The sequence below is a fragment of the Porphyrobacter sp. SLTP genome (genome assembly GCF_009905735.1).
Classification (GTDB): Bacteria; Pseudomonadota; Alphaproteobacteria; order Sphingomonadales; family Sphingomonadaceae; genus Erythrobacter.
Window position 1 is genome coordinate 1 of the sequence record NZ_JAAALE010000027.1, and the last position, 25,719, is coordinate 25,719.

At 63.2% G+C, this 25,719-nt stretch carries 24 protein-coding genes and 3 pseudogenes; 14 read left to right on the plus strand and 13 right to left on the minus strand.

Features of this window, described 5'->3' with window-relative positions; all coding sequences use genetic code 11:
* Positions 1–733 (plus strand): glycoside hydrolase family 25 protein (locus tag GVM20_RS15580; RefSeq protein ID WP_502706201.1); only part of this gene is annotated, 733 nt, incomplete at its 5' end.
* The gene (locus GVM20_RS15585) at positions 730–1,155 is read left to right on the plus strand and encodes a cytidine deaminase (protein WP_166548113.1); all 426 of its coding nucleotides are present in this window, start codon (positions 730–732) and stop codon (positions 1,153–1,155) included. The genes GVM20_RS15580 and GVM20_RS15585, both read left to right, overlap by 4 nt.
* On the opposite strand, the gene GVM20_RS15590 is transcribed toward GVM20_RS15585, so the two are convergent.
* On the minus strand, positions 1,152–2,291 hold the full coding sequence (locus GVM20_RS15590) for a M14 family metallopeptidase (RefSeq protein ID WP_166548114.1): 1,140 nt from the start codon (positions 2,289–2,291) through the stop codon (positions 1,152–1,154). The genes GVM20_RS15585 and GVM20_RS15590 overlap by 4 nt on opposite strands.
* A complete protein-coding gene (locus GVM20_RS15595) occupies positions 2,291–2,923 on the minus strand; it encodes a DUF4136 domain-containing protein (protein WP_166548115.1) in 633 nt (210 codons plus the stop codon). The genes GVM20_RS15590 and GVM20_RS15595 overlap by 1 nt, the downstream gene beginning before the upstream one ends.
* A gap of 122 nt (positions 2,924–3,045) precedes the next feature.
* Here GVM20_RS15595 and galE point away from each other — a divergent pair, with 122 nt between their 5' ends.
* The 3 genes from galE (at position 3,046) to GVM20_RS15610 (ending at position 4,991) form a co-directional block, all read left to right on the plus strand.
* Complete coding sequence (gene galE, locus GVM20_RS15600; protein WP_166548116.1) at positions 3,046–4,053, plus strand: UDP-glucose 4-epimerase GalE; 1,008 nt, start codon at positions 3,046–3,048, stop codon at positions 4,051–4,053.
* Positions 4,054–4,160: 107 nt separating this feature from the next.
* Complete coding sequence (ykgO, locus tag GVM20_RS15605) at positions 4,161–4,286, plus strand: type B 50S ribosomal protein L36 (RefSeq protein ID WP_017666014.1); 126 nt, start codon at positions 4,161–4,163, stop codon at positions 4,284–4,286.
* Between the two features lie 102 nt (positions 4,287–4,388).
* The gene (locus GVM20_RS15610; protein ID WP_166548132.1) at positions 4,389–4,991 is read left to right on the plus strand and encodes an HAD-IA family hydrolase; all 603 of its coding nucleotides are present in this window, start codon (positions 4,389–4,391) and stop codon (positions 4,989–4,991) included.
* A gap of 136 nt (positions 4,992–5,127) precedes the next feature.
* On the opposite strand, the gene GVM20_RS15615 is transcribed toward GVM20_RS15610, so the two are convergent.
* Positions 5,128–5,472, minus strand: a complete 345-nt coding sequence (locus GVM20_RS15615) for a DUF8200 family protein (RefSeq protein WP_166548117.1) — start codon at positions 5,470–5,472, stop codon at positions 5,128–5,130.
* Positions 5,473–5,680: 208 nt separating this feature from the next.
* Between GVM20_RS15615 and GVM20_RS15620 the strand changes: the two genes are divergently transcribed.
* Positions 5,681–6,235 carry a winged helix-turn-helix transcriptional regulator gene (locus tag GVM20_RS15620; RefSeq protein ID WP_166548118.1) on the plus strand — a complete coding sequence of 185 codons (555 nt, stop codon included), beginning with the start codon at positions 5,681–5,683 and terminating at the stop codon, positions 6,233–6,235.
* Positions 6,236–6,297: 62 nt separating this feature from the next.
* Positions 6,298–8,091: a DNA helicase RecQ gene (gene recQ, locus GVM20_RS15625; protein WP_166548119.1), complete on the plus strand. Its 1,794-nt coding sequence runs from the start codon at positions 6,298–6,300 to the stop codon at positions 8,089–8,091.
* On the opposite strand, the gene GVM20_RS15630 is transcribed toward recQ, so the two are convergent.
* On the minus strand, positions 8,088–8,939 hold the full coding sequence (locus GVM20_RS15630) for a hypothetical protein (RefSeq protein WP_234032063.1): 852 nt from the start codon (positions 8,937–8,939) through the stop codon (positions 8,088–8,090). The genes recQ and GVM20_RS15630 overlap by 4 nt on opposite strands.
* Before the next feature lie 48 nt (positions 8,940–8,987).
* Positions 8,988–9,851, minus strand: a pseudogene (locus GVM20_RS15635) (YifB family Mg chelatase-like AAA ATPase); the annotation flags it as partial.
* 49 nt (positions 9,852–9,900) lie between these two features.
* Here GVM20_RS15635 and GVM20_RS15640 point away from each other — a divergent pair.
* The 4 genes from GVM20_RS15640 (at position 9,901) to GVM20_RS15655 (ending at position 14,772) form a co-directional block, all read left to right on the plus strand.
* A complete protein-coding gene (locus GVM20_RS15640) occupies positions 9,901–11,433 on the plus strand; it encodes a recombinase family protein (protein ID WP_166548120.1) in 1,533 nt (510 codons plus the stop codon).
* 223 nt (positions 11,434–11,656) lie between these two features.
* Positions 11,657–12,958: a hypothetical protein gene (locus GVM20_RS15645; protein WP_166548121.1), complete on the plus strand. Its 1,302-nt coding sequence runs from the start codon at positions 11,657–11,659 to the stop codon at positions 12,956–12,958.
* Between the two features lie 288 nt (positions 12,959–13,246).
* A complete protein-coding gene (locus tag GVM20_RS15650; protein ID WP_166548122.1) occupies positions 13,247–14,005 on the plus strand; it encodes a hypothetical protein in 759 nt (252 codons plus the stop codon).
* Positions 14,006–14,178: 173 nt separating this feature from the next.
* A complete protein-coding gene (locus GVM20_RS15655; RefSeq protein ID WP_353653179.1) occupies positions 14,179–14,772 on the plus strand; it encodes a recombinase family protein in 594 nt (197 codons plus the stop codon).
* An 88-nt stretch (positions 14,773–14,860) separates the two neighbouring features.
* On the opposite strand, the gene GVM20_RS15660 is transcribed toward GVM20_RS15655, so the two are convergent.
* The 8 genes and pseudogenes from GVM20_RS15660 to GVM20_RS15695 form a co-directional block, all read right to left on the minus strand.
* Positions 14,861–15,670 carry an NYN domain-containing protein gene (locus GVM20_RS15660; RefSeq protein ID WP_166548123.1) on the minus strand — a complete coding sequence of 270 codons (810 nt, stop codon included), beginning with the start codon at positions 15,668–15,670 and terminating at the stop codon, positions 14,861–14,863.
* 1,096 nt (positions 15,671–16,766) lie between these two features.
* The gene (locus tag GVM20_RS15665) at positions 16,767–17,243 is read right to left on the minus strand and encodes a hypothetical protein (RefSeq protein WP_166548124.1); all 477 of its coding nucleotides are present in this window, start codon (positions 17,241–17,243) and stop codon (positions 16,767–16,769) included.
* 14 nt (positions 17,244–17,257) lie between these two features.
* Entirely contained in the window at positions 17,258–18,982 is a 1,725-nt protein-coding gene (locus GVM20_RS15670) for an nSTAND3 domain-containing NTPase (protein ID WP_166548125.1), read from the minus strand.
* Positions 18,983–19,314: 332 nt separating this feature from the next.
* Positions 19,315–20,325, minus strand: coding sequence for a hypothetical protein (locus GVM20_RS15675; RefSeq protein WP_166548126.1), 1,011 nt, complete (start codon positions 20,323–20,325; stop codon positions 19,315–19,317).
* A 275-nt stretch (positions 20,326–20,600) separates the two neighbouring features.
* Entirely contained in the window at positions 20,601–21,128 is a 528-nt protein-coding gene (locus GVM20_RS16560) for an SH3 domain-containing protein (RefSeq protein WP_353653180.1), read from the minus strand.
* Between the two features lie 167 nt (positions 21,129–21,295).
* Positions 21,296–21,771 (minus strand): annotated as a pseudogene (locus tag GVM20_RS16570) (hypothetical protein).
* A gap of 201 nt (positions 21,772–21,972) precedes the next feature.
* Positions 21,973–23,085: an MrcB family domain-containing protein gene (locus GVM20_RS15690; RefSeq protein ID WP_166548128.1), complete on the minus strand. Its 1,113-nt coding sequence runs from the start codon at positions 23,083–23,085 to the stop codon at positions 21,973–21,975.
* Between the two features lie 115 nt (positions 23,086–23,200).
* Positions 23,201–23,839 (minus strand): annotated as a pseudogene (locus GVM20_RS15695) (magnesium chelatase domain-containing protein); the annotation flags it as partial.
* Between the two features lie 144 nt (positions 23,840–23,983).
* Here GVM20_RS15695 and GVM20_RS16565 point away from each other — a divergent pair.
* The 3 genes from GVM20_RS16565 to rnpA all read left to right on the plus strand — a co-directional run.
* Positions 23,984–25,036, plus strand: a complete 1,053-nt coding sequence (locus GVM20_RS16565) for an alpha/beta hydrolase (protein WP_166548129.1) — start codon at positions 23,984–23,986, stop codon at positions 25,034–25,036.
* 97 nt (positions 25,037–25,133) lie between these two features.
* Positions 25,134–25,268 carry a 50S ribosomal protein L34 gene (gene rpmH, locus GVM20_RS15705; protein WP_036801591.1) on the plus strand — a complete coding sequence of 45 codons (135 nt, stop codon included), beginning with the start codon at positions 25,134–25,136 and terminating at the stop codon, positions 25,266–25,268.
* Positions 25,269–25,395: 127 nt separating this feature from the next.
* Positions 25,396–25,719 (plus strand): ribonuclease P protein component (gene rnpA, locus GVM20_RS15710; protein WP_166548130.1); only part of this gene is annotated, 324 nt, incomplete at its 3' end.

Consider the following 25,719-nt stretch of genomic DNA (forward strand, 5'->3'; position numbering starts at 1 on the left):
GGGCATGGCGGGATCCAGCGCAAAGGGCGCAAAGCGTGCGCGCAGCCGCGGCGGGCTCCGGCGGCGCTGGCTGCTGCGGATGGCGGCGCTTGCGATTCTGTTCGGCCTCGCTTTTGCGGGATGGCTGTGGTGGGACATGCGCGCCTGGCGCCCGGACGAGACGCTTTACCCCGAACAGGGCGCGTTGGTGCCAGCGGGCGGCGGCGAGGTGCGATTTGCGACGTTGAAAGCGGTGGGCGCGCAGTTCGTCTATCTGCCCCTGTCCGCAGGCGCATCCGGCGGCTTTGCCGACCGCTTCGTCCGCGCGCGGGAGGCGGGCTTGCAGGTCGGCGTGGCGCTCGAATTTGATCCCTGTCTGGGCGCGGATGCGCAGAGCGGGATGTTCGCTCAGATGGTGCCGCGCGATGCCGATCTGTTGCCACCTGCCATCGGGCTTGCGCGGCTGGCGGATAATTGCACCCCCAAGGTCAGCGATGCGGCGGTCGAAAGCGAGCTGATGACGCTGATCAACCAGATCGAGACCCATGCCGGCCGCCCGGTGATCCTCAAGCTGTCCCCCGCCTTTCAGGACCGTCACAACACCGCGACCACGTTGGCGCGGGACCTGTGGCTGGCGCGCGACCGGGCGCGGCCCGACTATGCAGGCCGTCCGTGGCTGCTATGGAGCGCCAACAGCGCGCTGGTGACAGAGGCTGCGGCAGAGCCGGTTGAATGGGTGGTGGTGCAGAAATGATGCTCGACAACGCACAGGAACAGGCCCTGATCATCGCCGCCTTCGCTGCGGCCGAGCAGGCCTATGCGCCCTATTCCGACTACCCGGTCGGCGCGGCGCTGTTGTTCGAAGACGGCGCGGTCATCACCGGCTGCAATGTCGAGAACGCCAGCTACGGCCTCGCCCTGTGTGCCGAGACGGTCGCCGTCGCCAAGGCGATGGGCGAGGGACGGCGCGGCGGATTGGTGGCTGTCGCGGTGGTGGGACTTAAGGCCGATGCCGAGCCGATCACGCCCTGCGGCCGCTGCCGTCAGGTGCTGAATGAAGTCGCCGCACTGGGCGCCACCGATCCGCTGGTGCTGTGCGTCAGCAAGGACGACGTGCGGCGCGTCACGCTTTCCGCGCTGCTGCCGCACGCATTTGGGCCGGGGCATCTGGCCTAGGCGTCTTTCCCTTCCAGCCACTCCACCAGCGCCGCCATGCATTCGCGGCCCAGGAGCTTGCAGCGTTCCGGTGACCAGCCCTGTTCCGGCTCGGGGAAGTCGGCCAGGTCCTTGTAGGGCATTTCCAGCGTCATCGCGACCGCGCCGAAGCGTTCGGCGACCTGGTTGGTGCTCATCGACAGGTTGGCCCGTCCCGGGGAAGCCTTGGGATAGCCGAGCTTCGTCTGGAAATCGGGCGTGCGGCGGTCGAGGATGCGCTGATAGCGATCATAGCCATCGCCCTGCGCCTGCGTCCACGAGGGGATGCCGTCGAACCCGGCGATGAAGACGGCCGGGATCGCCTCGTCCGCGTGAACATCCATCGCGAAGTGGACACCGGTCTGGTCCATCCGGCCCAGGATCGCCAGCACTTCGGGCGAGCGCTCCGGGGTCGGTTCGGCCCATTCGCGGTTGAGGTTGGTACCAACCGCATTGGTTCGCAGATGCCCACGACGCGAACCATCGGGATTACAATTGGGCACGATGTGGATGCGACAGGCCTTGCGCAACGCCCGCGCAACCGGATCGGCGGGATCGGTCAGGCATGCGATCGCGCCTTCCATCCACCATTCGGCCTGCGTCTCGCCCGGATGCTGGCGGGCATAGAGCCACACCTGCGTGTCGCCGTCGCCCAGTTCGAGGCAGTCGATGGGCTGCCCGTCGAGCGTGGTGCCGAGGCGGACGTAGCCGACCCCCTCGCACGACGCCGTCTCGGCGATCAGATCGTGGTGCCGCTCCATCGAATAGGGCGCAAAGTAGGCGCACCAGAACACATCGGTGGCGGGGAGGTAACGCACTGTCAGCGTACCGTCATCCTCGTCCTTGTCGAAAGAGCTCTCCGCGCGCGCCCAATAGGCGCGGTCTTCGCTGACGCAGGCGTTATAATCCGGCCAGCCACCCGGATAGGCGCTGGCATTGAGGCCGGTGAGCTTGAGCACCACTTCCTCGCCCGCCTTCGCGCTCACCCGGAAGTGGAACCACTGGAAAAACTCGGATTCGTTATCGCGCCGGATCGCCAGCCGCGCGGTCGCGCCATCGATCCCGAGCACGTCAATATTGCCGCTATCGAAGCCGGCATCGATGAAAAGAGAGGTCATTATCGTCCTTGAAGCTTCTTGACGTCGATCGTCACAGTCTCGCCATTGCCACCGGGAAAGTCCTTGAACAACCCGGCGGCGAGCGTGCGGGCGCTGGCGTCGACCTGCGAGTAGGGCGACTTGACCCCGGTGGCCAGCTGCGCGCGGCCTTCCCACAAGGTCGTGCCGTTTGTCTGACCGATCCGCACCGATAGCTCGGTCATGGTATTGGCGCCTTCACGTCCGCCACCGAGATTGATGCCGACTCCCATGCCGAGGCCTGAACCGAAGCTGCCGGTCTGCCCGCCAACGCCGACGCTGACCGGGCCGCGTTCACGCACGGGAGCGGCGGCAATCGGCGAGCGGGTGGTGCGGATCGCCGCGACCTGCGCGGCGGGCGTGCCTTCCGCGACCACGGTATAGCCCAGCTGCGCCAGCTGCGCGCTGACGGCGGTGGCAAAGGCACTGCGCGCGTTTTCGTTCTTCACCTCGTCGGGGAAGGTGATCGCGATCGTGCCTTGTCCCAGCCCTGCCGGGCTGGACGCAACAAAGCGCGTGACTTCGACCGGGCCAGTGTAAGGTGTTGTCGCACAAGCCGACAGCGCCAGCGCGGCAGTCGCGGCGAGAGAGGCAAACAGGCGGGCAGGCAGCATGGCACAGGTTCCTTTTGTGGCCAGCAGACTATAGGGCGCAGCAGGCCCGGTGCACAGACCCGTGTGTGTGTGTGACCCAGGTTGAGAATTTTGAAGTGCATTGCATGATAGGGCCTTCGTCCATGACCTCTCCCGGCAAACCATCCGTGCTCGTGACCGGCGGCGCGGGCTATATCGGCAGCCACGCGGTTCTGGCCTTGCAGGATGCAGGCTGGCCGGTGGCAGTGATCGACAACCTGACCACGGGCTTCCGCTTTGCGCTGCCCGACGGCGTGCCGCTGTATGAAGGCGATATTGCCGATGCGGACTTGCTGGCGCGGATCTTTGCCGAGCAGGGCACGGGCGCGATCATGCACTTTGCCGGGTCCATCGTGGTGCCGGAAAGCGTCGCCGATCCGCTGAAGTATTACCACAACAACACCGCCAAAAGCCGGGCGCTGATCGAAGCGGCGGTCAAGGGCGGGGTGCCGCACTTCATCTTCTCCTCGACCGCGGCGACCTATGGCATGCCCGATGTTTCCGCCGTCAGCGAAGACACGCCCCAGCGCCCGATCAATCCCTATGGCTGGTCAAAGCTGATGACCGAGCAGATGCTCGCCGATGTTGCGGCGGCCCATCCGCTCAATTTCGGCGTGCTGCGCTATTTCAACGTCGCGGGCGCCGATCCGCAGGCGCGCAGCGGGCAATCGACCGCTGGCGCAACCCACCTCATCAAGGTCGCGATTGAGGCGGCTTTGGGGATGCGCGAATCGGTGAGCGTGTTCGGCACTGATTACGCCACGCCCGACGGCACCGGGGTGCGCGACTATATCCACGTCAGCGATCTGGCTGCGGCGCATGTGCTGACGCTGGAGGCGCTGATTGCCGAGCCGGCCCGCTCGCTGACGATGAATTGCGGCTATGGCCGGGGGTTCTCGGTGAACGAGGTGCTCGACGCGGTCGATCGGGTGACGAATCGCAAGCTTGATCGCCGGATCGAAGGTCGGCGCGCAGGCGATCCCGATTCGCTCATTTCCAACCCCGCGCGGCTGAAGCAGACGCTTGGATGGCAGCCTGCCCATGCCGAACTCGACACGATCATCGCCCATGCACTGGCGTGGGAGCGCAAATTGCGCGATTTGCGGCGCTGACAGGGGCAGGTTCGCATTGACGCCGCAGACCGGTGTCGCTAACGGCACGCTTCGATTTAACGCGCGTCGGCCCTGTCCGGCGCGCTTCTCTTTTGGAAACGAGCGCCATGAAGATCGTCAATAGCCTGAAGTCGCTGAAGGGCCGTCACCGCGATAACCGCGTGATCCGTCGCCGCGGCCGCACCTATGTGATCAACAAGACTGACCGTCGCTTCAAGGCCCGTCAGGGCTGAAGGGCGCGGCTGCCCGGCATGGGCAGCGACGAGAATTGGCGGCCCGCCTCCTTATCGGAGCGCGGGCCGCAGTCATTTGGGGCTTAGAGGTTCGGGGTTGTGATGCAGAAAGCCGTGGTGTTCGATGTCGGGCGGGTGCTGTTCGAATGGCAGCTGGCTGCACTGTTCGAAAAACTGATCGACGACCGGGACGAGCTCGACTGGTTCCTCGCCAATGTCGTGACCGAGGAATGGCATTTCGAGCATGACCGAGGCCGCGCGCTGGCGGATATGGTGCCCGAACGGATCGCGCAGTTTCCCGCGTACGAATCGCACATCAACGCCTATGCGACCCGCTTCAACGAAACTGTGCCGGGGCCGGTGCCGGGCTCGCATGCCATTGTCGCGCGTTTGGCGGAGGCGGGCGTGCCGCTGTTCTGCCTGACCAATTTCGGTGATGAGTTCTGGCGGCTGTTCCGCCCGACCCAGCCGATCTTCGATCACTTTGCAGACATCATCGTCTCTGGCGTCGAGAAGATCGCCAAGCCCGAACCGCGCATCTACGAAATCGTCGAGCAGCGCAGCGGGCGCGCGGGCGCGAATCTGTTCTTCACCGACGACAACCCCGCCAACATCGCGGCCGCCCAAGCGCGCGGCTGGGACGCGCATCTCTTCACCGACGCGGCGAGCCTTGAGGCACAATTGGTCGCAGCAGGCCTGCTTTAGACCGCGCGAGGACTCGCATTGGCTCCAGAATCCAAAACCCCCGGTCACGCTCTGGGGAAAGCGTGCCGGGGGTCGTGGAGCTCTGTCACGGAGGGAGAGGAGGGCCGTGCAGAGAGGGACTTATGTCAGTCGGCAATCAGCCGTTGCACTTGGCCAGTTCTTCAGCGGCCATTTCCTGACCATCGACCTTGAAGGTCGCGATTTCGCCGAACTTGCGGTTCAGGCCGCGGCACACGCGCAGGGGGCGAGCGGTGGTCTTGCCAGCGACGCAGGTCGCGTCCTTGCAGGCCCAGGCGACGCCGTCAGCGACAGCCTTGGTCTCGCTCGCCGGAGCCGACAGCGTGGCATGGTAATAGGTGGTGCCAGCCGCCTGAAGCGGGGCAGCGCCGGTGGCGACGCCGAAGCTGAGGCCGGTGTAAACCAGCGCCGAGGCGAGGATGGCGAGCTTGCCGGTGCGGGGGATGGAGAGGGTGTTGATCATCGGGGTATCCTTTGCCTGTTGCCTTGGAGGGGGGGTGCCCCTGTGGTCTCAATCACTGTATTTTGCAATGCAACATTTCGATTCGAAACCAGTTGCTATTCGCTACCTAACCAACTAGGTTGCGGGTTGCAACTGAAAACTGAAATTTTTTTGTGAGGCCGCCAAAAAGCGGTTACACATCACCCCGGAAGGGGAAGGGACACGACCTATGGGTGAATTGAGAGAACCGCTGCGCGAACTTATCGAATGCGGCTTGCCGCAAGCGCTGGAGGTCATGGGTGAACGCTGGTCGTTCATGATCCTGCGGGCGAGTTTCAACGGTCTCAAACACTTCGAGGAATTCCTGAGCGAGCTGGGCATTGCCCGCAACATCCTTTCCAACCGCCTCGCCAAGCTGGTCGAACATGGCATTCTCAAGCGCGAACCCTGCGCCGATGATCGCCGGAAGATCGAATATCGCCTGACCGAAAAGGGTTTCGATCTGCTCCCGGCGATGCTGGCTTTGCGCCAATGGGGACAGAAATACGGCACCGAAACCGTGGTCGAGGACCCGGTTCTGGTCGACGAGCGGGATCGTTTGCCGATCGGACCGGTCTCGATCCTTGCGCATGACGGGCGTATTCTCGGCCATCAGGACCTTTGGCTCACGCGTCCCGCCAACCTCGGCCGCCGCGCCGATGGTACGATCGCGACTCCGGGCGCGGCGCTCGGCAAGGGTGATGTGGTCGATCTGGTCGAAGCCAAGGCTGCCGCCGCACGATAATCGGTCGATAGAGCGCCTGTATCGGGTGCCTTCGCTGCGTTTGATCGGCTAGGGCCGCGACCATGAGTGTGGTCGCCCCTCCCGAATGTCATGATGTCCTGCGCCGCACCTTCGGCTTTCCCGCCTTTCGCGGGCAGCAGGAGGCGGTCATCAGCCGGGTCATGGCGGGCGATCATACCCTCGCCCTGATGCCGACCGGCGCGGGCAAGAGCCTGTGCTATCAGGTGCCGGCGCTGGCGCGCCAAGGCACGGCCATCGTCATCTCCCCCCTTATCGCACTGATGCACGACCAGATCCGCTCCGCCAGTGCAGCGGGCATCAGGGCGGCGTCGATGACGTCGGCCGACAGCGACAATGCCGCCACGGCAGAGGCCTTCCGCAACGGCACACTCGACCTGCTCTATGTCGCGCCAGAACGCGCCTCGACCCCCGGATTTCAGGCGCTGCTGGAGCGCGCCGACATCTCCTTGTTCGCCATCGATGAAGCGCATTGCGTGTCCGAATGGGGGCATGACTTCCGGCCCGATTACCGGATGCTGCGTCCGGTGCTCGACCGCTTCCCGGATGTGCCGAGGCTCGCGCTCACCGCCACCGCCGATCAGGCGACGCGGGCCGATATTCTGCGCCAGCTCGGCATCCCGGATGACGGCCTGATCGTTGCCGGGTTCGACCGGCCCAATATCCGTTACGCCATCACGCCAAGGGACAATGGCCCGCGCCAGATCACCGATCTTCTCGCACGGATGGAAGGCGCAGGCATCGTCTATGCGCCAAGCCGCAAGGCGACCGAGGACATCGCCGCCCAGATCGCCCGCACCGGGCGCGAGGCGGCGTTCTATCACGCCGGGCTTGAGCCGGAACGCCGCGCGGCGGTGCAGGCGCAGTTCGTCGCGTCCGAAAGCATGGTGATGGTCGCCACGATCGCTTTCGGCATGGGGATCGACAAGCCCGACGTCCGCTTCGTCATTCACGCCGGCCTGCCCAAATCGATTGAGGCCTATTATCAGGAGACCGGCCGCGCTGGGCGCGATGGCGACCCGGCCGAGGCGCATCTGTTCTGGGGCGTCTCTGACTTTGCCCGCGCGCGCCAATGGCTCGGCGATGTTGAGCCCGAACGGCTCGCGGGCGAACAGGCGCGGCTCAACACGCTGGCGCAACTGGTCGAGGCGCCTGACTGTCGCCGGGCGATCCTGCTCAAACACTTCGGCGAGCACCCGCCCGCCCGCTGCGGCAACTGCGACAATTGCGACAACCCGCCGCAGGTGATCGATGCGAGCGAGCTGGCGCGCAAGCTGCTCTCCGCCGTGTACCGCACCGGGCAGAGCTTCGGCATCGGCCACATCGAAAAGGTGCTGACCGGTCAGAGCGACGAGCGGATCACCACGCGCGGGCATGACAAGCTGTCGGTGTTCGGCATCGTTGGTTCGGGCGAGGCGGGTTTGCTGCGGCCCCTGACGCGCACATTGGTGGCGAGGGGTATGCTGGCGGCGACCGAGCATGGCGGGCTGATGCTCGGCCCCGAAGCGCGCCCCGTTCTGAAAGGCGAGGCTGGAGTCAGCATCGCCGAGCCCCCCGTCCGCGCCCGCCGGAGTCGCCGCTTGCGCAGTGGTGGGGACGTGCCCAACCCGATCGGAAGTCCGCTGTTCGAAGCGCTGCGGAACAAGCGCAAGCAGCTTGCCAGCGAACACGGCATTCCGGCCTATGTCATCTTCCACGATTCGGTGCTGCGCGACATGGCCAACCAATGCCCTGAAACGCTCGCCGAACTGGGCGGGATCGCGGGCGTGGGGGCGAAGAAGCTCGAGACCTGGGGGCCGGACTTCATCGCGGTGATACGAGATCACCTGAGCGGTTAGCGCGGCGCCTTGCGAATCGTGTAATCGATCCGGATCCGCACCCATGATCCGAACTGCTCGCGTCCATTGACCCGCGCCGGGCGCACCCGGAACTGCCATGCGGCGGCTAACACCGCGCGGCCCATCATCGAACCCTGCGGCCCTTCGCTCTCCAGCACGCAATCCTCGACGTAATAGCCCGCCACGGTCTTGCAGGCGATTAGCGCATAGCCGGGGCCATTCGCGGTGGAGAGGTAACCGGCAAGCTCCTGATCGGTCGGCTCGCGGTACCAGCGCGCGGCATAGAGCGGCTCGCCATTGGGCGCGGTGCCAACGCGCTGGCTGTCACCGGCGGTGCGCGGGTTGCCGGTGTCGGCCGGGCCCATCGTGCGCCCCGGCCTTATCCGCGCGCCAATCTTGGGCGAGGGGCTGGACTGCGGCTGGGGCTGTTGCTGGGGTTGCTGCTGCTGCGGGGCAGGTTCGGGCGCGGGGCTCGGGTTGATGGCCAGCGGCGAGGGCCGCAGCGGCTCGGGCGCGAGTTCCTGCTCGGTCACCGGGGGCGAAGGGGTGTCCGGCGCGGCGGCGCTTTCACTTTCGGGCTCGGCGGGGGCTTCCGGCTCGGGCGGGGCGGCAAATTCGATCGCGGTCATGGTCACGACCTCTTGCCCATCCTCCTCCCCGGCGAATTGCTGGCCAAGGGTCAGGAGCAGCAGCAGGATCAGCGCTTCGAGCGCGAACGCAATCGCAAGGCTCGTCAGCTTTCGGCGTCGCGGCGTGTCGCGCACCGCTTGCCACAGCGCGGCCAAACGCGTTGCAAGCCCGCGCGGCTGGTCCGCCGCCAATGCTGAAGGATCGTCCGAAATCGCCAATGCGCCTTTGCGTCGGCCGGGAGGGGGAGCCAGCCTCGGGAGCGCTCCTTAACCGGTCATCAGCCGATAGGATAGCGCCTCGGCAATGTGGACGCGGCCAACGGTTTCCGCACCGGCCAGATCGGCGACGGTGCGGGCGACGCGCAGCATCCGGGTGTAACCGCGCGCGGAAAGGTGCAGCTTCTCGGCGGCTTGGAATAGCAGCTTGCGGCCCGCTTCATCGGGCGTGGCATAGTGTTCGAGCCGCTCGCCTTCCAGTTCGGCGTTCGAGCGCACCCCGCGCTCCACTTGCCGCGCGCGGGCGGCAGTCACCCGGCGGGCGACCTCGGCGCTGCCCTCGGCAGGCGGCGGGAGCGCCATGTCGAGCGCGCTGACCGCGCCGACATGGACGTGGAGGTCGATCCGGTCGAGCAGCGGGCCGGACAACCGTGCCTGATAGTCGCCGATGCAGCGCGGGTATTTGTTGCAGTTGCGCGCCGGGTCGCCCGCGTATCCGCAGCGGCACGGGTTCATCGCCGCGACCAGCTGCACCCGCGCGGGGAAGGTCACATGGGCATTGGCGCGCGCGACATCGACCTGGCCGGTCTCCAGCGGCTGGCGCAGCGAATCGAGCACCGGGCGCTGGCATTCGGGCAGCTCGTCGAGGAACAGCACGCCCAGATGCGCCAAGCTGACCTCGCCGGGCCGCACCTTCAGCCCGCCGCCAGTCAGCGCCGCCATGCTGGCCGAATGATGCGGTGCGCGGAAGGGACGGGCGCGGCTGATCCGGCCGGCCTCCAGCGTCCCCGCGACCGATTGCACCATCGACACTTCCAGCGCCTCGGCTGGCGTCAGGTCAGGGAGGATGCCGGGGAGGCAGCTGGCCAGCAGGCTCTTGCCCGATCCCGGCGGGCCGACCATCAGCACTATGTGCACTTCGATACCCATTGATCGAAAGGTACCGATAATGCACTGGGCACAGATGGCCAAAGTTTACAGCTACACACGCTTCTCCACGCCTGAACAGGCCGCAGGCGATAGCGCTCGCCGCCAGATGGCCGCTGCTCACAAGTGGGCAGAGGACCGGGGCATGGTGCTGGATGATCGGCTATCGTTCGCCGATGAGGGCGTGTCGGCGTACCGTGGTGGCAATGCGGACACCGACAGGGGTCTAGGGGCGTTCTTGTACGCTTGCCAGAACGGGCTTGTGGAGCCAGACAGCTACCTCCTTGTCGAGAGCCTAGACCGCCTCAGCCGCATGTCTCCTCGCAAGGCTGCGAGACAGATTGACGATATCGTGGAAGCAGGTGTGACCATCGTCACTTTGTCCGACGGGCAGGAGTACACCGCTGAACGCCTTGAAAATGACCCCACTGCGATGCTCATATCTCTCATGGTCTCTCTGCGCGCTCACGAGGAAAGCAAGACCAAGGGTCGCCGCGTTGCGGCGGCGTGGGCTGAGAAGAGGAATAGGGTCCGCAAGGGTGACGACGCCAAGCTCACCAGCCGCGCACCCGGTTGGCTGCAATGGTCCCCCGACGGCTTCCGGCTGATCGAACCGCACACCAGCACCGTCCAACGGGTCTACCGCATGACGCTTGACGGCGTGGGTGAACACACCATCGCCAAGACCCTGAACGAGGAAGGCGTATCCGTCATGGGCCGGGGCAAGGCTTGGCACCGCTCCACGATCGCCAAGCTTCTTCGGAACCCGGCGGTAATCGGAAAGCTGACGCCCGGACACATGGAGTTCGACGGGAAGGGCAAGAAATGGCGCGTCACTGAGGAGCCAATCGCCGGCATATTCCCGCCCGCCGTTTCCGCTGATGATTGGACAGCCGTCCGGGCCATCAAAGAAGGAACCGGAAGGGCACCGTCGGGGCGGGCTGCGGCGAGTCCGGTGCAGAACATGTTCGGCGGGCTGGGCCGTTGTCCTGACTGCGGCGCGGCCATGACGCGAGTGTTCAAGGGCAGAAATAACGGTACTCCGAAGTTGGTCTGTACCATGGCCAAGGCTGGTAAGGTGAAGCACTACGCCTCTGTCTCGCAGGATGATGTGGAGACCGCCTTCCTTCGAGACTGGCAGCGGCTGATTGCCGACATGCCCGCCCCGCCTGTCGATGATCATCTCAACCGACTGGCTGATGACCTGCATGGCGAAATCAGCGCGAAGGAAGACCATCTCGAAGACGTGGTGCAGGAAATGGCGGGCGGGGACGTTCAGAGCGCCGCGCGCGCCGCCCGCAGGATCGAAGAGGAACTGCGGACCCTGCGGGTGCAGCTAGGCGAGGTGCAGGCCCGTATCGAGATGGCTGACCGTGGAGTAACTGCGACCCGGCTCGAAGGTCTGAGGGAGATCATTGAGCCGGAAGAAGGAAAGGTCGACCGTGCCCGCGTCAATGCTGCATTGCGGGTGCTGTTCGAAGGCGTGACCATCGATCATCACACGGGCTTCCTGCGGTTCCACTGGCGGCAAGGTGGGGAGACCGGTCTGATGTACGCTTGGCGAGATTAGCAGGCCGTACAGCGCCATGCCCCTATGTGCTCCCTCAGACTCCACTGAGTCCCTCTGGACGTAAGTGGCCCTCACGGTGCCGGGCGGCTCTTGTCGAATCCCTAGGGCCTCTGGCGGGGCGCTGAGGGCATGCCAATTAGTCCGCACTATGGGACAAGGAACATTCATTTTCGCGCTGCATTTTTCGGTGCCGCTAGGTCCGTTTTGAGGTAGCAGCGATCCGATGTCGCCCTCTCCAAACACTGACAGCGCGGCAGCACTCACTTGGTCCCGTGCGCCGATCTCCGGGCCAGCCGCTCGGGCCACAAACTTCCTGTTTCTGGAACTCGAGGCATCGGAAACCCGGCAACGTGCGCTTCGTAAGGAGGACAGGGAACGTCTTGAGGCGACAGTTCACGCCTTCTCGCTCGAACTGTATGCTGCTTGTCGCGACGGCGGCAATGGACGGCGGCGATATAGCCGGGCGCAGGACAACTATCGCAAGCGGGACCGCTACTCGGCATGGCCCGTTACCCACAGCACGGTCTGCAAAGTCGCTGACTGGCTAGTCGGTGCAGGTTACGCTGATGCAACCCTTGGCCATTATCGACGATATCCTGAATTCGGCAAGCACGCCGGGGACGGAAAGCAATCGCGTATTCGCGGGACTGCCAAGCTCATCGACCTATTCGAACAAGATTTCGACATCACGCCGCATCACATTGGCTTCGCGCCTTGGGTCGAACTGATCGTGCTCAGGGAAGGCGCCGATGAGCTTGGCGGGACGAAGCGTGACATCGACTACGATGATACGCCTGAGACGGCCCGGATGCGGGAGAACCTGCGGCGCATAAACACCTCCCTTGCTGGATTTCGAATTAGCTTGGCCAAGGCTGACGCGCCGATTGTCGATCTGCCGCCCTTCATGCTCCGGCGAATATTCAGCCGGGGTTCGTTCATGCTTGGCGGTCGCTTTTACGGGGGCCAGTGGATCGATTTTCCCGGCGAGGACCGGGCAGCACTTTTGATCGACGGAGAAGAGGTGGTCGAGTTGGACTTCTCAGGCCTTCACCCTCGGCTCATTTACCAGATGGAGGGCAAGCCCCTGCCAGCGGATGCCGACCCATATGCCGTCTCCGGTTGGACAGGCCAGGAGCGTCGAGGGTGGGTCAAGACAGCTTTCCTGCAAGTCATTAACGGCGACAAAGATGCGAAGCTCCACAAGCCGCCAGACGTTCCTGCCGCTAAGATTGGCAAGGGTGGTTGGGACAAGCTGAAACAAGCGATGTCAGAACATCACAGGGAAATCGAAGGCTGGTTTCGCTCAGGCAAAGGCCTCGAACTGCAGCGCCTCGATAGCGATATCGCTGAGGCAACACTGCTCTTACTTGCTGATCAGGGCGTATGCTGCCTTCCGGTCCATGACAGCTTCATCGTACCTCGGTCCCATGAAAGCCAACTCCGTGTTGCCATGACGCAGGCGTACCATGATGTGCTGACCGAGCGGGGTCATGGAGGGACTGATCCCATCATCCACACGCGATGATCCCTCCATCCTCCTTCACTTACTAGGGGCCGTAAGGACCTGTCCTAGCGGTTCCCCGGCCATTGGCAGGGCATGCTGGATCGCTGACAGCACAGAAATCCGAGACCTGGAATACGTAGCGGACAGCGGCGAGTTACCCCCGTGGGGGGCGTGTGGGCACATGAGTCCTATCTGCTGAACATTGAATGCGCTCAGGGCAGATGGGGAGGTATTCGGTCTGAACCGTTGCTGCCAGTTTCCTCGCCTATTCAATGATGTTACTCCTACGGTGTAGGGGGAGGCACCAAGATGGAGTCGTGGGTCTGGGCAGCGGCACTCATTGCGCTGGCGTGGTTTGTCTTTCTCAGACGTGATGGAGCACCGACGGAGAGGGGCAGCGACGCGCGGCCTGCTATCCCTGATCTGATCAAGTGGGCCAAGAGCAAGGCCAGCAACCTAGAGCCAACCGAAAAAGCAGAGGTTGACCGCGCAGTTCAAGAGCGGAAGCGGCTCGAGGGGGAGGCTAGGCAGGCCACTGTTGCCGACGTTGAAGCCTCCAAAGCAATCCGCCAGAAGATTGCCCGCGCCAACAAGATTGTCGCGGAGGCTGGCCTCGGGAAAGATCTGGCCGACCTATGGGAGATGGTCAGGCCGTGGCCAAGCTGGGCGAAACGTCAGACAGGCTGGGAAGCGCCTGATGGCTTCAGCGAGATTGCTGGTAGCGAAAACTCCGCAATCGAGGACAGCGTTTCCCAATGGAGTTGGGGGGGGAGGCGGTATGAACTTCGCTACGTCAGAAAGCAGAGCTTCTCCCCTGATCCTGACTGGAATCCGCGCGACATCCACTTGTCCGTCGACGGTGAAGAAGTGGCTGTTCTGAACTATGACCAAGCATACCATGATTACGGCTCCAGCCTACGTCACATCGGTGTCGACGCGCTCACCGTTGGCCCTTGGATGGCTGACATTGTCCGCATGGTCGGGCGGCTAAGGCAGGAGCAAGAGGCTAGGTATCGCAAGTCTACCGCTGATCTGGATGCGGAAAAGGCGGCTCGGCTCAATCTCTAGGCTTTCGACAAATCGGGTTGCCCCAGAGTGAAGCTGGAAGACAGATCAGGCGGCCAACGGAACCATCTCAGGTGAGAGGCTCACAAGTTGTAAGTTCAGCGCCTAGCGCACAAGATATCTTGACAGGCTTAGTGAGCTGGTATTAAGAGCTGGGTGATCGCCACCCCTATCTTGTGAGCCACACCATGTCGCACCGCATCGCTTACTACCGCGTCTCCACCGCAGACCAGTCCATCGAAGCGCAGCGCGCCGGGATGGGCGGGACGTTCGATCAGGAGTTTTCGGACGAGGGCGTGAGCGGCGGTGTGCTGGCGGCTGATCGCCCCGGCTTCGCTGCCATGCTGGCAACCGTCCGTGAGGGCGACACCATCCATGTCTATGCGGTGGACCGGCTAGGGCGTGATGCACTGGACGTTCAAGCGACCGTGCGCCGCCTACTGGACATTGGCGTGACCGTAGACGTTCACGGGCTTGGCCCCATCGGGCGCGGCGTAGGTGAGCTAATCCTCGCAGTGCTGGCACAGGTGGCGGAGATGGAGCGCCGCCGGATTGCAGAGCGCACGGCCTCAGGACGGCAGGCGGCCCGTGCGGCACTGCAGGCCACTGGGCGGACCCATAGGGGGAAGGAGAGCCTCGGGCGTCCCTACGCAGCGGATGCTGCAGCCGTGAAGGCGTGGCGCAAGGCCAACAGCGCCAGCATCGCTCAGACTGCCCGGCAGTTTAGCCTCTCTCAGGCGACCGTGAAGCGGTACTGTGCGGCTGATTAGTCGGCCTCACGAGTGTATTGATCGTATAATACACCGGCCTGTGATGCCCTGCTTTGTTTTGTTCCCGTGGTTGATCGCGACCGTGCCGCTAAACGAGCGCCTCACGCGGCTCATCGTCGGGGAGCCTGATCAGATATAAATCCTCAACGTACTTACGGATCGTCTCATAGTTCGGACAGCGAACCTCTAGAATATGATCGAATTGAGTCGGGGACGCCCAATAGACACTGTGCTCCTCCGCTACCCTCCGATAACGAACCTCACCATAGGTTTCGTGCCGTGCAATCTCGACCGAACCAGTGTGATCGAAATCATGCGCAGTCCACTGGTTTCGGGACGGCAAAGTCAGCAGCGCTTGGCTTTCACGGTCAAGGACCCCGTAGATTGTGTCAATCGCGAGCGGCGTACGTGCATCGGCTGCGTTGATGAGGGCTTGGTTTGTGTCCGATGGCGGGTACATCAGTTGAACGAACATCCCCTCGCGAACGAGGGCGTCAAGGAGCGGCTTAAAGTCGATATCGCTCGCAATGAAAGTCGCGCGCTCCATGTTTCCGCGGAAGGTGTGTGTCAGCATATCGACTGCGATCATCACGTCGACTTCCTTTTGCTGCACTTGATTTCTACGGATGCGGCTGTCCCCCTCGTAGACGTGAAAGCCCGCAAGCGTCGCTATGTGATTGTGGAGTTCGACACGCGGCTGTACGCGCTTGGTGTATTCTAGCTCCGTCTCCTTCGGTTTCATTGCGGGTATGGCATCATAGTAAAACGCCTTTATGTGGTTGCCTCTCAACTGAGTGAAGTTGATGCGCAACTCGCGCCCGTCGAAGTACCTCTCCGAGACTTTTTTGAGCGTTGCCCTAAGGCACCCGCCATCAATGAACAGGTACTTGACCTCCATATGCCTCCTTCGGTGTGCTGCGCTTGACGATAGGCCATTGAACCCCAAGCCAAGCCCTAGTCCTAACCCCATCGCGCAGCCTTATCGCTAAGGGGTTTCAATGGACCCCCACGCCTATTGGCTCCTGTAGTACCCGCGAACATACTTGCCGTCGCTCCTGAAATATCCCGGAACGTACACCGTTTTGGGCTTCCCGGTCGCGGGGCTGATCTCACCGTAGCAGCTGCCGCTCTCGCTGCAGCCATAGCGGGGCAGCGATGCTGGTGCTGGGGGAGGGACCAGATAAACCGGGGGGCTGTAAACGGGAGGCTGAGGGCGACTGTAGCTTGGGGCAACTGAAGAGGCCGTAGGGGGAGCTGGGACCGTACCAGTGTTTGTGTCGGCCATCGACTCGACGGCTACCCAGCTGCGGAAAAGGCTGCGGAATCTTGCGTCCCCATTTTCAGGGGTTTCGATTCTGTCAGGCGAGTGGGTGGAGTAGTCCGAGGGCGTTGCCTCGTAGGTCTGGCCGTGCGCCAAGTTTGCGGTGAGCAGCGCACAAGCGCCTAGCAGCCACTTGCATAGCGCCCTTCCGCCTTTGTTGCCGCCCATCACCGACTCCTGTCTCGCGATAGGCTCTAGCAGGAAAAACCGTGAGTTACTAGCAGCGTGGCAGGCCGAGGGGCGCGAGCGCTGTAAGGTGGCGCGACGTAAGTCACAAGACGAGCGTGCGCCTCAAGCGACCTGCAGCGGCGGGTCGATTGTCGGCCCACAAAGCTGGCCCACAAAGCTGGCCCACAGCGACCGCTTCGCGACCTATAAGCATCTGTAATATATAAAGATTACGATGCTGGCTGGGGCGGAAGGATCCCAAGGCAGCTGTTCTCTTGCCCCAACATCTAGGGTGAGGTGAACTTATCCGCTCCGGCAGCTTCCGACGGAAAGTGACTAAAACCTGCTGTCCAGCTTGCGACCCCATAGCAGTCATTAGCGTCACGGCGGCTTGGCGCCTTAAAAAAGGTGATTAGTCCGCAATCTCTTATTGTCGGAATGCCGTCGTACGAGCTGCCCGTAGCTGACGGCTAATTTCAGCCACGCGGCGATAGTCGCGAGCCGCCTAGTCCTCGTCGATGTCGAGGAACACGTCCTGAGGCTTGCCGGAGGCTGGGCTCTTCATCTTCTGTGGCGTTGGGCTTGGAGCCGTCGGATAGTCCTCATCATCAGGGAGGCTGTCGAGGTGCTCCTCGATCCGCTCGAACAAGCGCTGGAAGCCCTCCGCGCGCTCAGGGCTACCGAAGTGCCGTTCGGCGCGCTCCATGTTTTCCTTGAAATCGGTAAACAGTCCGCGCTCGTCGGTTGACGAGATGTGGTCGTTGAACTGGTCGAACGTCGACGAGAGGTCATATAGCCACTCGTCCTGATACTCCCTTTCGAGCGCGTTCAACTCATCGGACGTGAACAGGGTGTGCAGACGCTTGTTGTCGAAGACAGACGTGTCGCAGAACTCTAAGGCGTACTCGGTTAGGCGCTCGACAATCTCTCGTCGCCTCGCTTCTGGGAGGAGGCCCGCGCGGTGCAGGGCGGCGAGGAGCATCTCCGAGCCTGACGTCAATGACGACACCCAGGTGCCATCCGCCCACTCCAGAACCTCCGGCCGTTTTTTACGAAAGCCCGGAGGAAGTTATCATCGCACCGTTGTCCTAAGAATGATCGGAGTGTCTCGTCGAGGGAGTGGTCGGCGAGGCGCGCGCGGATGGCCGGATAAAGCGAGACAGGCACTCTGATGTGGGCGCCCGCGATCTCCTTGGGCGCGCAGACAACCTCCCGCACCAGCCGTTCGATGCGTGCGCCCCCGACGTAGAGTTCCACCAGCTCGGAGGATCGTCCGACGATGGTCGCAAAGGCGTCGGTAATTGTCGGATGACGGAACACCCAGCGCTGACCTTCCTCGCCTTGGACACGCCTTGTCAGGCTGTCATCTAGCGCGACGAGCGCCGCGGAAATCTGGGCCTGCTGCGCGCCGGTTAGGCGGATTACGGTGTCGAGCGCATGGCCGTTCTCAATGGGGGACGGGACGCCGCCAGCGGGATGGAGGAAGATGAGCGCGATCGCGGCGCGGCTGGCGTCGTCGAGGCCTTCGAGCGTCTCGACGAGGAACTCGACCGGATGTTCGACGAGCTGGACTAGGCGCTCGCGCGTAATCGCGATCTTGGACGTGAAGAACGGGTCGCCGAGGCGCCGTGCCGTCTCTGGGATGAAGCTTGGGCTCTCGGCCACAGTGGGCAGATGCGGCTTGAGCCGCGCGCGCATGGACTTCGGCTGCTTGCGGCGGACGTGATTATAAAGGATCTGCGAGCGTTCGGTGGAGGTGAGCCCCTGCACGTCGATGACGACCTGGCTCTCCGTGAGCAGGGGGAAGTCGCGGCTGCGGAGGAATGGGCGGGCGGCCGACCAGATGTAGTTTCGCGACGTGAAGATCACACGCGTTCCGTTGGCGATTGCCGCCCGGAGCTGGGGGAACTCGGTGTTCCAACGGTTGATGCGGGCGACGTCGAACTGGTTCGCGCCGAACGCGTCATCGACCCAGAGCACTTGGCGTTCGGCTGGATGCCAGAGGTTGAGCTGATCAGGACTGCTGATCCGGACCGCGCCCGAACAACCATGGTCGAGCGAACCGAGCGCGAGCAGGGCCGCTATCGTCGACTTGCCCGAGGCGGGATCCCCGAGCAGGATGACGAAGCGGTGGTCGTCGAGAGCCTTGACCGCGGCGCGATAGGATGCCGTCGGAACGAAACAGGCGAGGTCGGGACCCATCTCGTCGAGGATCGCCTTTGCCTGCTCCTGTGCGTGCGCAGTGACGATGTGCGATAAATCGCCGATTCCGTAGACTCTTGGCACGAGCATCCGGAGCCGTGCGCTGGCCTTGATCTGCTCGACGATCCAGTCGCCATGGTAGACCCGGCACACCTTCACGCCCTTGGCTTCGAACGCCTTGCAGATCGCCGCCTCCGAGACGCCGGTAACGCCCGCGTTCGTGATGATGACGTAGTCTTCGGCGAGGCCCTCGGCCACCAGCGCCTCGACTTTCGTCAGCTCCCCCACGAGCTTGCCGAGCGTCAGTCGGGCACCGGGCCCGGCGAGATACTTCACCTGGATCGCCGACTTCAGCGGTCCGTCCGCGCCTCCCTCCAGTTTGCCGAGGAACGCGCCGTCGCGTCCGCCGTCCTTCGATCCGAGGAACGTCTGCACTGGGCGCTGCAGCACCTCGGCGGCGACGGCGCTGGCAAGATCCTGGAATGCCTTCCATCCGAGTGTCGTGAGATCATAGGCCATTACGCAGCCTTGTGCCGACCCGACGGACCGCGGCCAGTCGAACTTGATCTGACAACGCTTCTGCACCCTGAGGATTTAGCTGAACAAACGGCTCGATTAGGAAGGAAGGCATACAATCCGCATGGCGCTTGCTGGTTAGCGGTTCAAGCGAATCTCTAACGAACTTCTCCTTTCCATCTCTCGCCACCAGAAGCGGCCTTTCCTCTGTCGGCTCATTATCGGTTTCCGAACTGCGGCTGTCATGTCGGGCAAGCATGATTGAGATGCCGCCCACGAATCCCGCGGCCGCCTCGGTCGTTGAAAAATCCGACCATTCCCACGCGGGGCGAGCGCTATGAGTAACGGCGATCGGCCTCACTGCCAGCCCGAATCGTGATCGTAACCGAGCTTGCCGGCAGCGGCTTGACCTTCTCGGTATCGAGGCCGGCCCGCCGCGCGCGCTCACCAAGCGCGTCGATGAGGGCGCGGCAAGCTGTGGGGTCACCGTCGATAACGCCTCGTGCACGCGAGACGCTCGCGTTACCCCCGCCGCTATCGATATTCAGAGCTCCGCCAAAGTCACGAATCTGATGACGGAGCGGGCTGCGCGACTGGAAATGTGACAGCACGAACCATGAGAAGGGGTGCACGCGCGTAAAGGCTGACTGATGGAATGAAAAGGTGTCCTGGGGCGGAATGTCGGTTCCGCTAAGCCACATGCCAGCATTGACACCAGGCTTGTCGCGTACCGCGTCGCGCAGCGCTAGCCCTAGGGCATAATCAAAGATCATCTCGCCGAACGCGAAGTTATGAAAGGTGCGAATCGCAGCTTCGGCATTTGCAGTGAATCCGCTGACCGGCGGACAGTAGAAGATATATTTGACAACCTCCTCGCCAAGCTCGCCCACGAGGTCGCGTAGCCGCTGATGCTGTTCGGTATTAGCGCTGTCGAATCCGGACGTGAGATCATACTCACCAGACTTGGCTGGAAACAGACGCTTGGCCTGCATCAGATAGGCAGCAATCCAATTGAATCGCGAGTCCGACAGATTTTGATATTCAAGCACCAATCCGAAGTCGGACTGTGAGACATTGGCTTCGAAATGCGCGCTGTGCGGCCGCGTGTCGATCCGAATGTCCGCTTGCAAATTATCACCCTGCGCCGCGAGCGCCGCATTGAGGTGATCGATATTGAAGCGGGGGAGTTCCTCGCGGCGCTGCGTTGCTGCATCCATCAGCGCGCCGAGCGACTGAGTCAGCGTGGTCTCCGTTGCCGGCGTCGGACGCAACAATTGTAGTGCAAGGCACAGGTCAATACCATCAAGGTAGCGCAACAGCAGCGGATAATGTTGGGGGCCCAGCATTTCGCCGGCTTACCAAAGATGAGGCTGGTTGACGAGCTCTCCCCGATCCACTCCGGGAGCGAACGGCAGATTTCTCGCATCATCCAACCAAAACCTGTCAGCCCGCTTGTGGCCCACAAGCCGATTGCTGCGGGCCAAGATTGAACGGCAGCGTTCCACCCAAGAGCCGGCCTAGACCTTAGCATGGCGAAGGCCCAAAAAGCGGTCGAACGCTGAGGGTCTTGACGTTTTTATAGTGAGTAGGACGCGCCCATCCGGGATCCCTCTGGCTCCGCTCAAACGCCGTATCGCTTGTTTCCGCCACTGGTTATGCAGTACCGCCCGCCTCTGGGGCCAATGCAGATGGTAGGCCCGCTACAGGGGCAAGATCCGCCACTAGCTCCAGAGCGCCTGCTTCCTTGACGTCGAGAGGGTTTGCTGGCCGTACGGGAGCGGCTCGGTTTCGCTCGTGTCGGTGTCCGCATGCTTCCGCTCCTTGCGGAAGGGCTGCCCTGCCGGCTGCCAGAATACGTTGTGGCAGTGGATGCGCTTTCGCCCCTGGAACCTTGGTCAATGTTCGACCCGGGCTCGTAGCCCGCACGTTCGGCGCTCTCAAGAAACTCCGAAGCAATCCAGCAGGTTTCGCCATTGGCAAGCGTAGCCTGCGACCAAGCTCCTTCCGATGCAATGACTGTGACAGTCTTCCCGCGCGTGACTGTCGTGACAACTGGGGATGATAGGCTAGGCTCTTCTCGGCAGTTGACCTTTGTCGCGCTCACTACTTCCGCCCATGCGGGTGCGGCCGCAATAAGACCGCCCGCCATGATTAGTGCCTGAATGAACTGCCTCAAGTTTGTCCCCCTTGGTTTGGCGCAACCGATGTGTGTCTCTGAGCCCCTACGAATGCAATGCACCCAGACATTATCAACGGCTTACCTAATAAAGGGTTCAAGCTCAGGTCCATCTTTTGCGACTCAAGCTTCCCCTTCGGTCAAGGGCAGGTGTGGCGACCCCAGTACTTCTCCCACCGCAAGGCCTTGCCGGAGGCCACCATGGCGCAACTCAGATCCACGCCTAACGCGGTGGTGCACCATGCGGCGGTGCGTGAGCCTCCACCCCCGCCAACGCTTAGGCAGGCGAGCGGCGGAGCTGAGACCATCACGTGTCCTGTGCCCAGTCTTCCCATCGCCCCCCCTAGAAGACGCACCAGTTCATCTCGGGCAGCCTCCGCGCTCGCCTCCGGACAGGGGTGGCCGGGGCTGCAAGTTCCATCCATCTCACGGGCTGCAATGCCTGCTAGCCTTCCTCACACCAGATCGGTCCATCCCCGTCCCAGACAGCAACGGGGGTGCAGGTGAAGGTCTGTCCTGCGGGCACAACATTGGATCGACTGGCCAGCGCACTGGCGGTTCCAGCGGTCACCAGCAAGGCTACACAAATCGCTTGAAGGGCGATTAAGCGGCGCATGGGCCGACTTCCTCGCAGGCCCCCGCCTATCATGGACACGGGGGTAGGGTCTTGACGTTCTTAAAGTGAGCGGATCGCGGCTGCCAGATGCAACGTCTCTTGAAGGAGAGGCTCAGGGAACCCCAGGTTAATAGGGGCGCTGTTGAAGATCCGACATCTTTTCGGGTTCCGAGCGTTGGCACGCGAATACCTCTGTTAGCGTTAGTCGTCCTCTAGATCAGTCCGGTAGAGGGCTCGAATGGCTGCTTCAGATACGTCGATTCCTCGCGCTTGCAAGCCGACTGTCCGGCGCTGGAGCAAGTTGGCTGCAATCGAGGAGCGCTGCGCAGCGCGTCCGTGGTGAATTAGCCGATGGCAGTTCGGGCAAAGGGCGATAATGTTTTCTGGTACGTCCAGACTGTGGATGTGGTTTACTTGTTCCCCCATGGGAATAAGGTGATGGGCCTCGACAAAGTTCTGCCCAGTCTTTCGGGCCGTAAATGTCGTATGTGACCCGTCCCATTCGCACCTAAACTGGGCAGACCGCAGGGCTTCGGCAGCCATCCGCGGGTCGCGTCGATAACCCCCTTTAGTAGTCGTGCGCAGATGACTTTGGGGGGGCAAAGGGCCACCAGGGATCCGCGGAAGTTCAGTCTTCGGCTTATTACCGAGTTCGGTTGCCGCGGCTTGGAACGGGCCCTCTGTGTCCGGAAACAAGGCCAAGAGGTTGTCTCCGACTTTCCTCTCCAGGTAATCAAGTATCTCAAGCAGGCGGCGGAAGTCAGAGCCTAACGCCGCTTCTGTCGGTTCATTCGGAGCGCTATAATAGCGACTGACGATCGCACCGGCTTCATAGCCCCTTCCCAGGTTGGTAGTTGCGACCAAATCGATCGGCCCTTCGCTGAACCCCGGAGGGATGTCTATCAGGTGCGCCAAGATCCGCGCACCGACCTGCGCCTGCCTGCGCGCCATACCGTCGTTCACGAACGCAGCTTTGTACTGGGTATAGCCCTGATTCAAAGACAACCAGCATCCCGCCATGTCCTCGCGAAACAAAAGGACGATGAAATAGCCTTCTTGCACCTTCTGGCTGACCGAGCGCTTGCAAGCGCCCACCCATGGGACCTTCGCGAATGTCCGATTTGGTTCGCCGTATCCGCCATAGCAGCGAAATGCCTCCGCATCTCGGCCGGTAATCCCAATCTGGTGATCAAAATGTGCCGGGAGAGATCTCTTTAATGCAGCTAGTGCTGGCGTAGTTGGGGTGCCGGGGACACTCTTGAGGGTGGCGGCTGTTTGGACGTATCCGGCATAAACATCTTTGAAGGCGATCATTTACCTGTCCTTTTTCCAGCCGCAGCCGTCCTCTCCCATCCAGAAGCTGCCATATACCGTCGCATCTAGATATCCCCGAAATCGTCGAATGCAGGGGTCTTGACGTGCTAATAGTGAGCAGGTTGTGGCCGCCCGCCGCCGCAATCTCCAAGGCGCGCTTGGCGGTCTCCTGCCCTTTCACCTGCCTCAGATCATTGCCGCTGACCGCCTCGGCCACCGCGCCGCGCGCGGGCTCGGGCAGGACGAGCGATCCCTTGAGATGACCCAACAGGCTCATCAGATCGCGCGGGGCGAGCACGGGCACCCCGCTGGCCCAACGCGCCTCTGGCCCTTGCTCGGCAGGGCAGATCAGGCCCGTGCCCGATTCGCTGGCATAAAGCGCAGCGATCAGCACGCCGGGGCTGGCGACCACCCGGCCATCCAGCGCCAGCTCCCCCACCGCGATCCAGTCACCCAGCTGCTCGGCATCGGTCACGCCCATCGCCGCCAGCAAAGCGAGCGCGATGGGGAGGTCGTAATGCGATCCGTCCTTGGGCAGGTCGGCAGGCGAGAGGTTCACCGTGATCCGTTTGGGCGGCATCGCCAGCCCCATTGCCGACAGGGCCGCCTGAACCCGCTCGCGGCTCTCGCTCACCGCCTTGTCTGCCAGGCCCACCACGTTGAAGCGCGGCAGGCCGGGGCCGACGTGGCACTGCACCTCGACTTCGCGCGCCTCCAGCCCGAGGTAGGCAACCGTCCTCACCAGCGCGACCATCTGCAACCTCTACTCACCCCTGCGGCAGGATTGTGCAGGTTTTGCAGTTGCTTGTCGAGCGGTTCGCGGGGCGCCGCGCGTTTCCTCACGCCATCGAACCGTGCCCCTCCGCACGAATACTAAGGCTTTTTTAAAGCATAAATCTTGGCGAATTGGCAGGCCGCGCGGGCCGACAAGGGCACTGTGAACCGCGCTATTGCCCTTCTGCTTGCCGCCTTTGCGCTGCTGCTTCCCGGCGGAGCGGTGTGGGCGCAATCCGGCGCGCGGGTGGTGGAGCGCATCACCTGGGTCGAGGAATGGGACCCGGCCACGCAGCAATGGGTGCGCGTCGATGAGAGCCCGGCACCGGCCGCGCTGGCAGAGGTCTCCACCAGCAGCCTGCGCGCAGGGAGTCTCACCATCACCGAGACCGTCCACCACGAACCAACCCGTTTCATCGCGAGCGCCTTGCGCGGCCCCGCCCACAGCGCTGGGATCGCCCGCTTCGGCCCGTTCCGCGTCATCGATGGCAGGCGCGCCGCGCTCGTCGCGTCGACCGATGCGGCCAGCCCGCAGGCTTTCGCGGCGATGCTGGCGGCCTATCCGGGCCTTGAAGTGATCGAATTCGCCGATGCGCCCGGCACCAACCATGATCTGGCCAACCTGCGCCTTGGCCGGGCGATCCGGGCGGCGGGGCTTGCGACTCACGTACCGGCGGGCGGCTCGGCCCGTTCGGGCGCAGTTGAGCTGTTCCTTGCCGGCACGCGTCGCACGATGGACCCGGGCGCGCTGTTCGCGGTGCATTCCTGGCGTGACGAGCGCGGACGCGAACCCGCCGACTTCGCCCCCGATGCGCCGGAAAACCGGCTCTACCTCGATTACTATGCCGAAATGGGCATGACGGCGGACGAGGCCAGCGCCTTCTATGCCATGACCAATTCGGTGCCGCACGCAGGCGCGCTGTGGTTGCAGGGCGAGGACATGGCGCGCTGGATCGCGCCTGAGACCCGCGCGCCTGCAACCCGCATGCTCGATGCCCCGTTGCAAAGCGCGCTGCGCCTCGCTCTCGTCCGTTCCGGCGGTGCTGTGCTGGAGGCGCTACGTTCACCCGTGATGCTGCGGGGGGGCTCTGCCCCTGTTGCGCCCCGACTCGCCTATGCCGATCCGGGCGCCAATCCGAGCACGGGTTTGCTTGACTCCGTTCCGGCTTTCCCATAACGGCGCCGGTCTGTTTCGAGGTCGCAGGTCTGCGGCCACGGTGGGCGCGTGGGGGAAACCCCGGGACTGACCTGCCGGTAGCTTTTTCGAGGATGATATGAAGCGGACGTTCCAACCCAGCAATCTCGTGCGCGCCCGTCGCCACGGTTTCTTCGCACGCAAGGCGACTCCGGGTGGCCGCAAGGTGCTCCGCGCTCGCCGCAATCGCGGCCGCAAGAAGCTCTGCGCGTGATTCGTTTTCGCACCCGCATCCGCGGGTGCGATGTCCTCGCTCATGCGATTTGAAGATCGCGTCGCTGCGGGCGGCCGGTCGGCCTTGCGGGCTCCCTTAGGGGGCCCGTTTGTCGTATGATGACCCTGTGATCTCGGTTCTTACCAAACGCGCCGATTTCCTGGCGGCGAACAGCGGCACTCGCAATGCGCGGGCCGGGTTTGTGCTGCTGACCCGGCCGAATGACGGCAAGGGCATCCGCTTCGGAATCACCGTCACCAAGAAAATCGGCAACGCCGTGGTGCGCAATCGCATGAAGCGGCGCTTCCGCGAATTGTTGCGTGCGGCGCTGCCGACGCAGGGATTGCCCGATCACGATCACGTGCTGATCGGCCGCGCGGGCGGGGTCGAGCGGGACTTTCACCTGATGGCCGAGGAACTCGCCAAGGCGCTCGAACGGGCGCGGGAAGGG

Excerpts from the sequence above, each read along its gene's own strand:
- GVM20_RS15615 (WP_166548117.1), bottom strand. The coding sequence starts at position 5,472 with ATGATCAACACCCTCTCCATCCCCCGCACCGGCAAGCTCGCCATCCTC.
- GVM20_RS15645 (WP_166548121.1), top strand. The coding sequence starts at position 11,657 with ATGTCGCCCTCTCCAAACACTGACAGCGCGGCAGCACTCACTTGGTCC.
- GVM20_RS15610 (WP_166548132.1), top strand. The coding sequence starts at position 4,389 with ATGCAGAAAGCCGTGGTGTTCGATGTCGGGCGGGTGCTGTTCGAATGG.
- ykgO (WP_017666014.1), top strand. The coding sequence starts at position 4,161 with ATGAAGATCGTCAATAGCCTGAAGTCGCTGAAGGGCCGTCACCGCGAT.
- galE (WP_166548116.1), top strand. The coding sequence starts at position 3,046 with ATGACCTCTCCCGGCAAACCATCCGTGCTCGTGACCGGCGGCGCGGGC.
- GVM20_RS15585 (WP_166548113.1), top strand. The coding sequence starts at position 730 with ATGATGCTCGACAACGCACAGGAACAGGCCCTGATCATCGCCGCCTTC.
- GVM20_RS15590 (WP_166548114.1), bottom strand. The coding sequence starts at position 2,291 with ATGACCTCTCTTTTCATCGATGCCGGCTTCGATAGCGGCAATATTGAC.
- GVM20_RS15595 (WP_166548115.1), bottom strand. The coding sequence starts at position 2,923 with ATGCTGCCTGCCCGCCTGTTTGCCTCTCTCGCCGCGACTGCCGCGCTG.
- GVM20_RS15650 (WP_166548122.1), top strand. The coding sequence starts at position 13,247 with ATGGAGTCGTGGGTCTGGGCAGCGGCACTCATTGCGCTGGCGTGGTTT.
- GVM20_RS15640 (WP_166548120.1), top strand. The coding sequence starts at position 9,901 with ATGGCCAAAGTTTACAGCTACACACGCTTCTCCACGCCTGAACAGGCC.
- rpmH (WP_036801591.1), top strand. The coding sequence starts at position 25,134 with ATGAAGCGGACGTTCCAACCCAGCAATCTCGTGCGCGCCCGTCGCCAC.
- GVM20_RS15670 (WP_166548125.1), bottom strand. The coding sequence starts at position 18,982 with ATGGCCTATGATCTCACGACACTCGGATGGAAGGCATTCCAGGATCTT.
- recQ (WP_166548119.1), top strand. The coding sequence starts at position 6,298 with ATGAGTGTGGTCGCCCCTCCCGAATGTCATGATGTCCTGCGCCGCACC.
- GVM20_RS15665 (WP_166548124.1), bottom strand. The coding sequence starts at position 17,243 with ATGCTCCTCGCCGCCCTGCACCGCGCGGGCCTCCTCCCAGAAGCGAGG.
- GVM20_RS15690 (WP_166548128.1), bottom strand. The coding sequence starts at position 23,085 with ATGATCGCCTTCAAAGATGTTTATGCCGGATACGTCCAAACAGCCGCC.
- GVM20_RS15675 (WP_166548126.1), bottom strand. The coding sequence starts at position 20,325 with ATGCTGGGCCCCCAACATTATCCGCTGCTGTTGCGCTACCTTGATGGT.
- GVM20_RS16560 (WP_353653180.1), bottom strand. The coding sequence starts at position 21,128 with ATGGCGGGCGGTCTTATTGCGGCCGCACCCGCATGGGCGGAAGTAGTG.
- GVM20_RS15660 (WP_166548123.1), bottom strand. The coding sequence starts at position 15,670 with ATGGAGGTCAAGTACCTGTTCATTGATGGCGGGTGCCTTAGGGCAACG.
- GVM20_RS15620 (WP_166548118.1), top strand. The coding sequence starts at position 5,681 with ATGGGTGAATTGAGAGAACCGCTGCGCGAACTTATCGAATGCGGCTTG.